Here is a 13274-nt window from a genome sequence, read left to right as displayed (position 1 = left end):
GGAAATATCACGGGGATAAACTGTTAGCTCACCTTCCGGGACTAATCCTTGTTATGCTTAGGTTATCTGAAAGTCACGGGAGAGACGGTATGAAGCTTGCGGTATACAGTACAAAACAGTACGACCGAAAGTACCTTGAACAGGTTAATGAAGGCTATGGCTATGAGCTGGAATTTTTCGACTTTTTGCTGACGGAACGCACGGCGAAGACGGCGGCCGGTTGCGACGGCGTTTGCATTTTCGTTAATGATGACGGCAGTCGCGAAGTGCTAAAAGAGCTGGCGGAGCTGGGCATTAAATTTATCGTGCTGCGCTGTGCAGGCTTTAATAACGTCGACCTGGAGACGGCGAAAGAGCTGGGGATCAAAGTGGTTCGCGTACCGGCCTATTCTCCCGAAGCCGTAGCCGAACACGCCGTTGGCCTGATGATGACGCTGAATCGCCGCATCCATCGCGCTTATCAGCGAACCCGCGACGCCAATTTTTCGCTGGAAGGGCTAATCGGCTTTAATATGCATGGCCGTACAGCCGGGATTATCGGCACCGGTAAAATTGGTCTTGCCACGCTGCGGATCCTCAAAGGCTTTGGCATGCGGCTGCTCGCCTTCGATCCTTACCCTAACCCGCAGGTTCTGGAGCTGGGCGCCAGCTATGTTGATATTAAAACCTTGTTCAGAGAATCTGACGTTATTTCGCTGCATTGCCCGTTAACGCCTGAAAATCACCACTTGCTTAACATGGCCGCCTTCCAGCAGATGAAAGATGGCGTGATGATTATTAATACCAGCCGTGGCGGACTGATTGATTCACAGGCGGCCATCGATGCGTTAAAAATGCAGAAAATTGGCTCGCTGGGCATGGACGTTTATGAAAACGAACGCGACCTGTTTTTTGAAGATAAATCTAACGACGTTATTCAGGACGATATTTTCCGCCGCCTTTCCGCCTGCCACAACGTGTTGTTTACCGGTCATCAGGCTTTTCTGACGGCGGAGGCGTTAACCAGCATCGCCGAGACAACGTTACAAAACCTCAGTCAGCTTGCAAAGGGTGAGCCCTGCGCCAACGAGCTTACTGGTTAGCAGATACGGCTGCCGACGGCCGACGCGCTTACCGGCTAGCGGATACAGCTGCCAACGGCCAATGAGCTAACCGGCTAGCGGATACAGCTGTCGACGCCCGACGCCCTAACCGGCTAGCGGATACAGCTGCCGACGGCCGACGCCCTAACCGGCTAGCGGATACAGCTGCCGCTGGCCAGCGCGCTTTCGCCACAGCGACGGCCGTTGGCCAACTGGCACATGCCGACAGAACTGCCATCCAGCTGGCGTGAAAACGCCAGCGTCCCTCCGGCCCCTGAACAGGCGCTGGCCGCCAAATCAGACATCTCTACTTTAGGTTGAACGTGGGCGCTGGTGGCCTGTTGCGGCGGTTCGTTGTCGGTATTGCTGCTGCAGCCAGCCAGCAGTGTACAACCCACAAACAGAAAGGTCGCTGCTCTCATCAGGAAACTCCGGGACAGGTAATAGGGCGTGGGTCAGCATAAGCTACGTTCAGGCCAGGGTCGAGTGCCGTCACGAATATTTACCAAAATTAAAACGATAAATAGCAATAGCCGCTGGTCTTATTTTGTTACTTCTTCACTTTCCTGCCTGATACTATTACGGCGTCACTTCAGTAATGCTCTGACTTGACTGAGAATAACCTGCCTGAATGTGACGGCGTCACTGATTTTAAACAGCACATATTTCCCCTGCTTTTTATCGGCGCAGGCGATAAAGTCTTATCATTAATGGCAACATAAATCGAAGGAGAAAGGAATGAGCGACAATATTCGCATCGTGGCAAAATTTACCGCCAGAGCAGGCAAAGCAGACGATCTGAAAAAAGTGCTAAACGCAGGCGTAAAGCCAGCTCGCGCGGAAGAAGGCTGTGTGCATTACGATCTGTACCGCAGCGTAGAGGACGGCAACGTGTTTTTATTCCATGAAACCTGGAAAGATGCAGCCGCCGTCGCGATTCACGGCGAGCAACCGCATTTTAAAACGCTGATGGCAGAAGCCGAGCCGTTGCTGGCGCAGCCGCCGGAAGTGCATAAATTCTAAAAAACCGAGGCCGCGGACAAAGCGTTTCAGGTTTACCCGCGGCCTGTGGGCTTACTTCAGCAATCTGACACGGCAGGTTTTGCCTTTAATTTTCACTTGCTGAAGCTGTTTCATTACCTGTCGGGCGCTCTCCTGACGGATAGCTACATAGGCCTGGGTCGGGCCAATATCAATTTTACCGATAGCGTCACCGCTTAGCCCTGCTTCGCCCGTCAATGCGCCTAAAATATCTCCGGGCCGGATTTTTGCCTTGCGGCCGCCGTCGAGACTCAGCGTGACCATTTCTGCCGGCAGCGGACGCGCAGCGATGCCGGTCAGCTCCGCTACGTTATGATAGCTCAGCTTTTGCTGCAAAAAATCTTCCAGCGCGTGTGCGCGGATCATCTCGTCCGGCGCAACCAGACTGATGGCCGTCCCTTCCGCGCCCGCACGCGCCGTGCGGCCAATACGGTGTACGTGCACTTCCGGATCGTAAGAGAGCTGGTAGTTCACCACCATTTCCAGCGCTTTAATATCCAGCCCGCGAGCAGCAACGTCCGTCGCCACCAGCACGCGACAGCTGCCGTTGGCAAAACGAATCAGCACCTGGTCGCGATCGCGCTGTTCCAGATCGCCATGCAGCGCCAGCGCGCTGATATTTTTATGGCTCAGCTCACCCGCAATATCGTCACATTCACGTTTGGTATTGCAGAACACCACGCAGGAAGCGGGCTGCTTTTCACTAAGTAAGCCAATTAACGCCGGTAATTTTTGACGCCCGCCGGCCTCATAAAACTTTTGTTCGACTGAAGGCAGATCGCTGACTACGTCCGTTTCCACGCTCAGCGGATCGCGCTGGATGCGCTGGCTGATCTGCGCGATATCCTGTGGCCAGGTGGCGGAAAACAGCAGCGTTTGCCGGGCTGTCGGGCAGTGGCTGATGATGGCATTGATATCATCGCGAAAGCCCATCTCCAGCATGCGGTCGGCTTCATCCAGCACCAGCGTGGCAATACCGTCCAGCTTAAGCGTCTCACGCTTCAGATGGTCAAGAATACGGCCCGGCGTACCGACAACGATGTGCGGGGCGTGTACCAGCGAATCGCGCTGGGCACCCATTGGCTGGCCGCCACACAGCGTTAAAATTTTAATATTGGCCGTAAAACGCGCCAGGCGGCGCAGCTCTTTGGCCACCTGATCGGCCAGCTCGCGTGTCGGACACAGCACCAGCGACTGGGTGACAAACTGCGCGGCATCGATGCGGTGCATTACGCCAAGGCCGAACGCAGCCGTTTTGCCGCTGCCCGTTTTTGCCTGCGCACGAACGTCGCGCCCTTCCAGGATTGCGGGCAGTGCCGCCGCCTGAATGGGAGTCATAGTGTAGTAGCCCAGCTCGTTAAGATTAGCGATCTGGCTGGCTGGCAGGGAAGTCAGGGTTGAAAAAGCGCTCACAAATTACTCTCTGAAAAACCGGAGGGAGGATTGACGCTGAGTGTAACAGAAAAGCGCGGACGGTCGTTACTGTCAACCGCGCGTTTGTATCGTAAACAAAGGGGAGCGCAACTCCCCTTTTGCTTCAAATATTGGTGACGTCGATAAACATCGACTTATCAATATTGGTAGAAGAAACGGTGGCTTCGGTAAAGGCGTACTCTTCTCTTTCCCCTTCACGATCCAGCGGCAGATTAACAAAATCGAACAGGTTACGATCCGCAAGCTGGCTTGGGCTGACGTTTTGCAGCGATTTAAAGACGCTTTCGACGCGGCCCGGCTCTTTTTTATCCCACTCTGACAGCATCGCTTTGATTGACTGACGCTGTAGATTCTCCTGGGATCCACACAGGTTACACGGGATTATCGGGAAATCTTTCTGTTCCGCGTAAGCAATCAGATCCTTTTCGCGGCAGTAAGCCAGCGGGCGGATAACCACGTTGCGACCATCGTCAGAGCGCAGTTTTGGCGGCATCGCCTTCATGCGCGCGCCGTGGAAAATATTCAGAAACAGCGTCTCAACGATATCGTCCAGATGATGGCCCAGCGCGATTTTTGTCGCGCCGATACGTTCCGCAAAGGAATAAAGCGTGCCGCGACGGAGCCGCGAACAAAGCCCACAGGTAGTTTTTCCTTCCGGAATTTTTTCCTTCACTACGGAATAGGTGTCCTTATCAACGATGTAATAAGGAATATTCAGGCTTTCAAAGTAGTCCGGCAGAATGTGTTCAGGGAAACCAGGCTGCTTCTGGTCGAGGTTAACGGCAACCACCTCAAATTTTACCGGCGCGACCTTCTGCAAACCGAGCAGAATATCTAACATGGCAAAGGAGTCTTTGCCGCCGCTCATGCAGGCCATCACCACGTCGTTTTCTTCGATCATGTTGTAGTCGCTGATGGCGTTGCCGACGTTTCTTCTGAGCCGCTTTTGCAGCTTGTTGAACTCCAGCGTCTCTTTTCTTGTATCAGTCTGATTCATAAATACTTATTAAGCCAAAAGGTGAACCTTCAGGCGAATTCCTGGTTGGGCATTGGTCTGGCGCGGATTATACGGGTTTTTCACAGAGGTGGAAATATTCGGCAAGCGGACGGAATGGCCGGTTTCATCAACCGGCCAACTTTTTACATGTGCGGTGGCGGATCGGTAATCGGGTCTGGCACATCCGGCGGCGGATCGGGCATCGGCTGCGGTGTTGGAATCGGGTCCGGAATGGGAACGGGATCGGTCGGAATCGGATCGGTCGGCATCGGGTCTGACGCCAGAGGTGTATCCATTACGTTGTTGAACAACATATCTTCCTCCTCAGACTTAAGGTGAACTTTAAGCATAGGCACCACCCACCGCGCTGGCAAACGCATAAAAAAAAGCCGGCTTGCGCCGGCCTGTATGAATTATAAATGCTATGCAGTAATTCAAAAAAGGAAGTAAGACAATATGGAGCGCAACGCCCATCGCTTGACGTTGCATTCACCTGCGAAAGAGAGTTTGCCCCAGCCATCGACAATTTTTATTGATATCGATCAGCTTTGCGCGCCCTTTTCGCGCTTTATCGCCGCAGAGTCGTGATAAGTTACAGCCATTTACGTCGACGCAACCACCAGGCAACACCCAGCACCAGTACCACTAACAAAAAGCAGAAGGTAGAAAAACCGTAATGCCAGTTACCGCCCGGAATGCCACCCAGGTTAACGCCAAACAGGCCGGTCAGGAAGGTGGTTGGCAAGAAAACCATCGCCAGCAGCGACATGGTATAGGTGCGACGGTTCATCGCTTCCGCCATCACCGTACTGATTTCGTCCGCCAGCACGGCCGTTCGCGCTACGCTGGCATCCAGATCGTCCAGCCCTCTTCCCAGCCGGTCTGAAATGTCCTGCATGCGGCGGCGGTCATCGTCGCTCATCCAGGGCAGACGTTCGCTGGCGATACGTGAAAATACGTCGCGCTGCGGTGCCATGTAGCGCCGCATGATAATTAACTGTTTGCGGATTAACGCCAGCTCGCCTCTTGGCGGCACCTGCTGATCGACGACGGCATCTTCCAGCTCAATGATTTTATCATGCAGCTCTTCGATAAATTCGCTGGTGTGGTCGGTCAGCGCGTCGCACACGTCCACCAGCCAGCTTCCGCCGTTGGTTGGCCCGTTACCGTTTTGCAAGTCGGTTAACACCTCGTCAATGGCGAAAACCTTGCGCTGACGCGTTGAAACAATCAGCTTTTCGTTAATAAATACGCGCACAACAACCAGCTGATCCGGCCGCGATTCGCTGTTCAGATTTACGCTGCGCAAGGTAATCATCGTACCGTCGCCCAGCCGATTGACTCTGGGGCGCATGCTGTCGCCGCCCAACGCATCACGTACCGCATCCGGAAGCAGTGGCGTTGAGATCAGCCACTCCGCGCTTTCGCGATGCGTATAGTTAAGATGCAGCCAGCAGGGCTTGTCGCAATGGATCACATCTTTGTCATCAATCGGAATTAATCCGCCCTTTCCATCCAGCTGACAGGAAATAATGGCATCCGATACCTGTAAGGCTTTGCCTGCTATAACGTCCACAGCTGCTCCACAATTAGCATAATCAATACGATGCAGTGTAGCCTGAGCCGCTGCTGCTGCAAAACAGCGATCCTGTCCCGCCGCGTTAAAAAGCATGTCATTCTGCAAATAAAATTGCGATGAGGTTCACGAATCGCGTAATTGCTGCGCAGCCTCTCTTGTTATCTGGCCGCTATCAGGTCATTTTCTGTCTGTCTATTCAGGATTGTTACTGTTCAAACAGGCAAAACCTGAACCGCTTATCCCTTTACGGGTGCAGGCGGTTCAGGTTTTTTTTGGCTTTTCGCCAACGATGGCATTAAGGGAGCTAATTTATGAACTATCAGCCATTGGCCCAACAGATCCTCAAGGGCGTTGGGGGCAAGGAAAATATTCAGTCGCTGGTGCACTGCGCCACCCGTCTGCGCTTTAAGCTTAACTCACTGGCAAAGCCCGATACCGAAGCACTGAAGCAAAACCCGGGTGTTATCACTGTCGTGGAAAGCGGCGGCCAGTACCAGGTTGTGATTGGCAACCACGTAGGGGAGGTTTACCAGGCACTGCTGGCAGAAGGAGGCCTGAGCGAAGGCGAGCAATCGACGGCGACGGCAGCAAAGCAGCCGCTGTTTAACCGGTTTATCGATATCGTTTCCGGTATTTTTACGCCATTTCTCGGCGTAATGGCCGCATCGGGCATACTAAAAGGTTTGCTGGCGCTGTCGCTGGCTGCAGGCCTTTTAAAAGAGCAAAGCGGCAGCTATCAGATTTTGTTTGTCGCCAGCGATGCCCTGTTTTACTTCTTCCCGATAGTGCTGGGCTACTGTGCGGGCAAAAAATTTGGCGGCAATCCTTTTGTCTCAATGGCGATTGGCGCTGCGCTGGTGCATCCGGTCATGTTACAGGCTTTTACCCAGGAGCAGGCTGGCCAGGCTTCAATGCATTTTTTCGGCGTCCCGGTCATTCTGATTAATTACGCTTCGTCAGTCATTCCCATTATCCTTGCCGCCTGGCTTGCCAGCCTGCTTGAACGCTGGATGAATCCACGCATGCCTGGCGCCATCCGTAATTTCATTACGCCGCTGGTTTGCCTGGCCGTGGTGGTACCGCTAAGTTTTCTGGTTATCGGCCCGGTCGCCACCTGGCTCAGCCAACTGCTGGCAAACGGCTACCTGTGGATTTTCGGCCTGAGTCCGCTGGTGGCAGGCTTGTTTTTAGGCGGGTTCTGGCAGGTGTTTGTCATCTTTGGCCTGCACTGGGGCCTGGTGCCGCTGATGATTAATAACCTCAGTATTTACGGTCAGGATTCTATTCTGCCGCTGCTGCTTGCGGCGGTAATGGGCCAGGGCGGCGCAACGCTGGGCGTTATGCTGCGCACGCGGGACGCCAGATTAAAAGGCATTGCGGCTTCCGCCTTCAGCGCCAGCATTTTTGGCATTACGGAACCGGCGGTCTATGGCGTGACGCTGCCCCATCGTCGCCCCTTTATCTTTGGCTGTATCGGTGGCGCGCTGGGTGCCGCGCTTATCGGTTTTTATCACGCCAGCACCTATTCCTTTGGCCTTGCCAGCATCTTCACCCTTTTTCAAAGCGTGCCTAAAACCGGGATCGACGTGACCGTTTTTGCTGTACTGGGCGGCTCACTGTTTTCGCTGGTTTTTGCCGCTCTCGCTTCTTACTTTTTTGGTTTGAACCAGGCTACGCCGCCGGTAACAAAAAGCGCAGAAGCCGCTACGCCGGAGCAGGCCCCGCTAATAAAAACGCTGACGTTAAACAGCCCGCTGAGCGGCAAAGTTATTCCGCTGGAAAAGGTGGCGGATGAAACGTTTGCCAGCGGCCTGCTGGGTAAAGGCATCGCTATTATTCCGGAATCAGGCCGCGTGATCTCACCCGTGGACGGCACCGTTGCCTCCATATTTCGTACCGGCCATGCGGTTGGGCTTATTGCTGATAACGGCATTGAAATCATGATCCACGTAGGGATGGATACCGTGCAGCTTAACGGCAAACATTTCACCGCGCATGTGACACAGGAGCAGGCGATACGCTGTGGCGATGTGCTGATTGAGTTTGATATTCCTGCCCTGCGCGAGGCCGGTTATGACCTGACGACGCCGGTCATCGTGACCAACAGCGATGATTATCTGGATGTTCTGCCCGCCAGCGAGCAGGAATATGTTTCAGAAAATAAGGCGTTAATAAGTCTGATTGTTTAACTTCTACAAGGAACCCGCTATGAACAGATTCCCACAGACTTTCCTTTGGGGCGGCGCCGTTGCCGCTAACCAGGTTGAAGGTGCCTGGCAAGAGGATGGCAAAGGCGTTTCTACCTCCGACCTTCAGCCACAGGGTATTTTTGGCGCACGCGTGGAGCGGCAGCCCGGTGATTTCAATATTAAAGATGTCGCTATCGACTTTTATCATCGCTATCCGGAAGATATTAAGCTGTTTGCGGAGATGGGTTTTACCGTCTTGCGCATCTCTATCGCCTGGACGCGTATATTTCCTCAGGGCGACGAAACGCAGCCCTGCGAAGCGGGACTGGCTTTTTACGATCGCTTATTTGATGAAATGGCCAAATACCATATTGCGCCAATGGTCACCCTTTCCCATTATGAAATGCCTTATGGGCTGGTTAAAAATTATGGCGGCTGGGGCAATCGCCAGACCATCGACTTTTTTGAACGCTATGCGCGCACGGTATTTCAGCGCTATCAGCACAAGGTGAAATACTGGCTAACGTTTAATGAAATCAATATGTCGCTGCATGCGCCTTTTACCGGCGTTGGCCTGCCGGAAGAGAGCAATAAGCAGGCCGTCTACTAGGCAATTCACCATCAGCTGGTCGCCAGCGCCCGCGCGGTTAAGGCCTGTCACGAGATTGTGCCCGAAGGTAAAATTGGCAATATGCTGTTAGGCGGCCTGCTTTATCCGCTGACCTGTCGGCCGGAAGATATGCTGGAGACGCTGCAAAAGAACCGCGAATGGCTGTTCTTTGGCGATGTTCAGGTGCGCGGCGCTTATCCGGCCTATATGGCGCGTTTCTTTAAGCAACAAGGGATTACGCTGGCCATCACTGAACAGGATCGTGCCGAGCTGCGCCAGCCCGTAGACTTTATCTCATTCAGTTATTACATGACCGGCTGCGCGACGGCGGATAAAACGTCGGATCGGGCCCGCGCCAATATCCTGGATATGGTGCCTAACCCGCATCTTCCCGCGTCTGAATGGGGCTGGCAGATCGATCCACAAGGTCTGCGTCTATTGATGAACGAGCTGTATGACCGTTACCAGAAGCCGCTGTTTATTGTCGAAAACGGGCTGGGTGCCAGAGATAAACCAGAAGCGGATGGTGCCATCAATGATGACTATCGTATCGCCTATCTCAACGACCATCTGGTTCAGGTCAGGGAGGCAATAGAAGATGGCGTAGAGGTCTGGGGCTACACCAGCTGGGGCCCGATCGATCTGGTCAGCGCCTCTAAAGCGGAGTTTTCCAAACGCTACGGCTTTATTTACGTCGACCGCGACGATCGAGGCCAGGGTACACTTGCCCGCAGCCGTAAAAAAAGCTTCTGGTGGTATCAGGAAGTGATAAAAACCCAGGGGGCCAGTTTGAAACAGGCAAAATCTGGCTAAACATTCGTTAAGGCAAGCGTTACTGGTACTGGAATGGCGAGTGCATGCGGCTCGCCTTCAGAACCTGGCAGGGCAACACAGCATGGGTAAAAAAGCGTTTACTGACGATCGGGAGCTTGATGGTTCTCAGGTTCTCAGCGCGGGCTCCCTATATTGCTGGTTTTCAGCGCAGGCTGCCAGCCATCAGGCTTTATCTTCCCGCTCCGCCAGTGCATCTCAAGCTTCGTCTTCCTGCTCCTACAGCCTCTCCCAGGCTTTATCTTTCTGGTCCGCCAGCGCCTCTCAGGCTTTATCTTCCTGCTCCCCCAGCGTCAGCCCTTCTCAGGCTTCATCTTCCCGCTCCTCCAGTGTCAGCGCCTCTCAGGCTTCGTCTTCCTGCTCCTCCAGCGCCAGCGCCTCTTTTCTGACGCGCTCTATATGGATAGTCAAAAACATGCGCTCCTCCGTCCCCAACGTATAGGCGTAATGCTTGACGACGTGCCGGTCGATCTTTTCTACGCAGCGATAGGCCTGTGGATAGCGGCTGCGCACCAGGTCATGCAGTGAGCGGTCATCGCTGGCAACGCCCTTTTTTCCCAGCATGCGCTGGGCGAAGAACTTCAGGTGGGTGACAAAACGGTTATAGCTCAGCGAATCAGGCTGATACTCGATTTTCAGCTGATATTTTACGATATCCAGGATCTGCTGCATAAAGCGGGTAATATACAGAACTTCTGGCATATCGCTGTGCAGCTGCGCGTTAACCAGGTGCAGGGCAATAAACCCGGCCTCATCTTCTTCCAGACGCACGCTAAGCTGTTGTGCGACGATCTCCAGCGCCTTCAGCCCGATGGCATATTCCTGAGGATAGAGCGAGCGGATCTCCCAGCGCAGTACGTTACGCAAGGGCATCTGTTCCCGCTGGCGCTGTAGCGCAAAATTAATATGATCGGTCAGGCCAATCACCAGGCTTTCATGTAGCTGATTGGTCAGCGAGGTTCGGGCCAGTGCGATAATGGCTTCGCTGACCGCGATAACCTCCACGGGGATTTCCTGCAGCAACTCGCCCAGCCTGCCCGTCAGGGTGTTGTCCTGCAAGGCAAAGACTTTTTCAACCTGAGCGGCATCAAGCACATCACCGACGCGTTTATGGAACGCCAGACCACGCCCCATAACTACCTGTTCTTTTCCTCGATCGTCATGCACGATCGCCACGTTATTATTGACTATTTTGCTGATTTTCATCTTATGGCCCGCAAATAAAAAAACCCGATCGCGGAAAGCTCCGGCGATCGGGTTTTGCCTGCAAAGAAGCAGTAGCAATCCAGACGCTACCTTAATCTATTGCGGGGACAGCTCAAGGCTCTACGCAAAGAAGTGTGAGATGTCTCGAAATTTGTAATGAAATCAGCTATGCAGCAGCGTTGGACACTTCGTTTTTTCCAGCGCTTTTAGCTCATTCATGCGTTTGTCGGCATGCTTCTGCGCAAGGCTTTTTGCCACGCCGTTACCGATACCGAAATCGCCGATAAAGCCCAATACGGTCAGCCCGTCAAACTGCCCGGTTTTGTCTATCTGGCTCTGTACCTGCTGCTGGCTGGCAATCTCTTTCTCAATGGCCGGACAGTCCAGCGTGGTTTTCTGCACCTCGCTGACCGGTGGCGAGGAAGGATACTGCTTTAACGCACAGCCGGATAAAAGCAGTAAAACAGACAGCACTACTCCGATTTTAACCATAACGCACCTGATAACGAGAAGTCTCTGGTGGTCATTATCCGCCACCAGATAAATAACGATGCGCAAAGCATCGGCACTAATTGCTGGTTTATTGCACGTTAGCCGTCCTCCCTGGAAGGCTGCAACTTTCTCTTCCCGCCCTCTTTCAGTTATGCCTGACGATATACAACGTTCGGCTATAGGCGACATCTTCCGGATTAGTAATCGGATAGCCTTTTACCCACGGCTTAATCAGTCGCCCATTGGAAAGCTGATAGATGGGCGCGATTGGCGCTTTATCGGCAAGAATTTGCTCGGCGCGATTGTAGTCCTGATTGCGGGCTTCGCTGTTTGTTTCGCGGCTGGCCTGCTGCAGCAGGTCATCATAGGCCGCATCCTTGAAGCGCGGGATATTGCCGCTGTGGCTGGAAGTCAGCAGGCTTAAAAAGGTGGACGGTTCGTTATAGTCACCCACCCATGAGGCACGGATAACGTCAAAGTTGCCGCTGTTGCGGCTGTCGATGTAGGTTTTCCATTCCTGATTTTGCAATTTTACGCTAACGCCCAGATTCTTTTTCCACATAGAGGCCACGGCAATGGCGATCTTCTGGTTGTTTTCCGAGCTGTTATACAGCAGCGTCAAATTAAGCGGATGCGTGGGCCCATAGCCCGCGGCCGCCAGCAGCGCTTTGGCCTGCTCGTTCAGTTCGGCCTGGCTGTGCTGCTGCAAAAGGCCAGGCGTCGGCTTAAAGCCAGCGGTCACATCGGCAGTGAAATGCCAGGCAGGTTTTTCACCCGTGCCCAGCACCTTTTCAGCGATGATTCGCCGATCGATGCTCCACGACAGCGCCTGACGTACGCGGACATCTGCCGTCGGGCCTTTTTGCGTGTTGAAAGCATAGTAATAAGTGCCCAGCTGATCCGGCGTATAGACCTCATTCGGGATTTGCTTTTTCAGCAGGCCGTACATGTTTTTGGGAAAGGATTCGGTGATATCAATATCACCAGCGCGATAGCGCTTGGTGGCGCTCGACTCTTCATTAATCGGTAAGAAGGTAACTTTATTAATGACGCTGTGCGCATTGTCCCAGTAGCTTTCATTACGCACCAGCACCAGCTTTTCGTTAACAACGCGATCCTGCAATTTATAGGCACCGTTGCCCACCAGATTTCCCGGCTGCGTCCAGGCACTACCCCATTTAGCAATAGCTTTCCCGGACACGGGATAGAGGCTGAAATTTGCCGTCAGGCTAACAAAATAGGGCACGGGTTTGTCCAGCGTGACTTTTAAGCGATAGTCATCCAGCGCGGTTACGCCAAGCTTATCGGCCGGCATCTCTCCCTTAGTGATGGCCGCCGCATTACTGATACCCGCAAGCTCGGCAAACCAGGCGAAGGTAGAAGCGGTATGCGGATCGACCAGACGTCGCCAGCTATACACAAAATCGCGGGCCGTGACGGCATCACCGTTAGACCAGCGAGCATCCTTACGCAGCGTAAAAATCCAGGTTTTATTATCCGTTGTCTGCCACTGCGTCGCGACGCCCGGCACGATACGGCCCTGAGCATCCTGATTGGTTAGCCCTTCGAAAAGATCGCGGATTACCTGTATCTCCGGCAGGCCGACGGCTTTTGCCGGATCGAGCGAGGCGGGTTCATCTTTAATATGCCGGACAATTTCCTGACGGTCGGCCAGCGCGGTGCCGGGCGGTACGTCAGCAGCATACAGAGAAGCGCTAACGGCCAGTGCCAGCAGCGTCAGCGTACAACGAAAAGCAGTCCTCATCAGGATACCTCGATCGGAGCAGTGAAAATATCTGTGAACTCTAACGCA

11 protein-coding genes and 1 pseudogene are annotated in these 13274 nt (G+C 53.6%); 4 read left to right on the top strand and 8 right to left on the bottom strand.

Features of this window, described 5'->3' with window-relative positions; all coding sequences use genetic code 11:
• The first annotated feature begins 89 nt into the window (after positions 1-89).
• A complete protein-coding gene (locus tag ACMGGR_RS09205) occupies positions 90-1082 on the top strand; it encodes a 2-hydroxyacid dehydrogenase (RefSeq protein ID WP_414148702.1) in 993 nt (330 codons plus the stop codon).
• 152 nt (positions 1083-1234) lie between these two features.
• Here ACMGGR_RS09205 and ACMGGR_RS09200 read toward each other — a convergent pair whose 3' ends face one another.
• The gene (locus ACMGGR_RS09200; RefSeq protein WP_246759602.1) at positions 1235-1504 is read right to left on the bottom strand and encodes a DUF333 domain-containing protein; all 270 of its coding nucleotides are present in this window, start codon (positions 1502-1504) and stop codon (positions 1235-1237) included.
• Between the two features lie 316 nt (positions 1505-1820).
• On the opposite strand from ACMGGR_RS09200, the gene ACMGGR_RS09195 reads away from it, so the two are divergent.
• Complete coding sequence (locus ACMGGR_RS09195) at positions 1821-2105, top strand: putative quinol monooxygenase (RefSeq protein WP_414148701.1); 285 nt, start codon at positions 1821-1823, stop codon at positions 2103-2105.
• 51 nt (positions 2106-2156) lie between these two features.
• On the opposite strand, the gene dbpA is transcribed toward ACMGGR_RS09195, so the two are convergent.
• The 4 genes from dbpA to zntB all read right to left on the bottom strand — a co-directional run bounded on the left by dbpA (position 2157) and on the right by zntB (position 6130).
• Complete coding sequence (gene dbpA, locus ACMGGR_RS09190; protein WP_414148700.1) at positions 2157-3536, bottom strand: ATP-dependent RNA helicase DbpA; 1380 nt, start codon at positions 3534-3536, stop codon at positions 2157-2159.
• A 124-nt stretch (positions 3537-3660) separates the two neighbouring features.
• Positions 3661-4554: a tRNA 2-thiocytidine(32) synthetase TtcA gene (ttcA, locus tag ACMGGR_RS09185; protein WP_246759605.1), complete on the bottom strand. Its 894-nt coding sequence runs from the start codon at positions 4552-4554 to the stop codon at positions 3661-3663.
• A 143-nt stretch (positions 4555-4697) separates the two neighbouring features.
• Complete coding sequence (locus ACMGGR_RS09180) at positions 4698-4910, bottom strand: hypothetical protein (RefSeq protein WP_246759606.1); 213 nt, start codon at positions 4908-4910, stop codon at positions 4698-4700.
• Between the two features lie 236 nt (positions 4911-5146).
• The gene (gene zntB, locus ACMGGR_RS09175) at positions 5147-6130 is read right to left on the bottom strand and encodes a zinc transporter ZntB (protein WP_246759608.1); all 984 of its coding nucleotides are present in this window, start codon (positions 6128-6130) and stop codon (positions 5147-5149) included.
• A 314-nt stretch (positions 6131-6444) separates the two neighbouring features.
• On the opposite strand from zntB, the gene bglF reads away from it, so the two are divergent.
• Complete coding sequence (bglF, locus tag ACMGGR_RS09170; protein WP_414148699.1) at positions 6445-8322, top strand: PTS beta-glucoside transporter subunit IIABC; 1878 nt, start codon at positions 6445-6447, stop codon at positions 8320-8322.
• Positions 8323-8341: 19 nt separating this feature from the next.
• Positions 8342-9745, top strand: a pseudogene (locus tag ACMGGR_RS09165) (glycoside hydrolase family 1 protein).
• Positions 9746-10105: 360 nt separating this feature from the next.
• Here the strand turns inward: ACMGGR_RS09165 and licT are convergent.
• The 3 genes from licT to ACMGGR_RS09150 all read right to left on the bottom strand — a co-directional run bounded on the left by licT (position 10106) and on the right by ACMGGR_RS09150 (position 13226).
• Positions 10106-10969: a BglG family transcription antiterminator LicT gene (gene licT, locus ACMGGR_RS09160; RefSeq protein ID WP_414148698.1), complete on the bottom strand. Its 864-nt coding sequence runs from the start codon at positions 10967-10969 to the stop codon at positions 10106-10108.
• 162 nt (positions 10970-11131) lie between these two features.
• A complete protein-coding gene (locus ACMGGR_RS09155) occupies positions 11132-11461 on the bottom strand; it encodes a hypothetical protein (RefSeq protein WP_246759613.1) in 330 nt (109 codons plus the stop codon).
• 145 nt (positions 11462-11606) lie between these two features.
• A complete protein-coding gene (locus tag ACMGGR_RS09150; protein ID WP_414148697.1) occupies positions 11607-13226 on the bottom strand; it encodes a peptide ABC transporter substrate-binding protein in 1620 nt (539 codons plus the stop codon).
• Positions 13227-13274 lie beyond the last annotated feature (48 nt).

Origin of the sequence: Erwinia sp. BNK-24-b (genome assembly GCF_047456155.1) — a bacterium.
GTDB classification, from domain to species: Bacteria; Pseudomonadota; Gammaproteobacteria; order Enterobacterales; family Enterobacteriaceae; genus Erwinia; species Erwinia phyllosphaerae.
Note: the sequence above shows the minus strand (reverse complement) of the source record. Positions and strands in the feature narration are given on the sequence as shown.

Coding starts and splice junctions, on each gene's coding strand:
- ACMGGR_RS09150 (WP_414148697.1), bottom strand. CDS start 13,226: ATGAGGACTGCTTTTCGTTGTACGCTGACGCTGCTGGCACTGGCCGTT.
- ACMGGR_RS09200 (WP_246759602.1), bottom strand. CDS start 1,504: ATGAGAGCAGCGACCTTTCTGTTTGTGGGTTGTACACTGCTGGCTGGC.
- bglF (WP_414148699.1), top strand. CDS start 6,445: ATGAACTATCAGCCATTGGCCCAACAGATCCTCAAGGGCGTTGGGGGC.
- ACMGGR_RS09155 (WP_246759613.1), bottom strand. CDS start 11,461: ATGGTTAAAATCGGAGTAGTGCTGTCTGTTTTACTGCTTTTATCCGGC.
- licT (WP_414148698.1), bottom strand. CDS start 10,969: ATGAAAATCAGCAAAATAGTCAATAATAACGTGGCGATCGTGCATGAC.
- ACMGGR_RS09195 (WP_414148701.1), top strand. CDS start 1,821: ATGAGCGACAATATTCGCATCGTGGCAAAATTTACCGCCAGAGCAGGC.
- ACMGGR_RS09205 (WP_414148702.1), top strand. CDS start 90: ATGAAGCTTGCGGTATACAGTACAAAACAGTACGACCGAAAGTACCTT.
- ttcA (WP_246759605.1), bottom strand. CDS start 4,554: ATGAATCAGACTGATACAAGAAAAGAGACGCTGGAGTTCAACAAGCTG.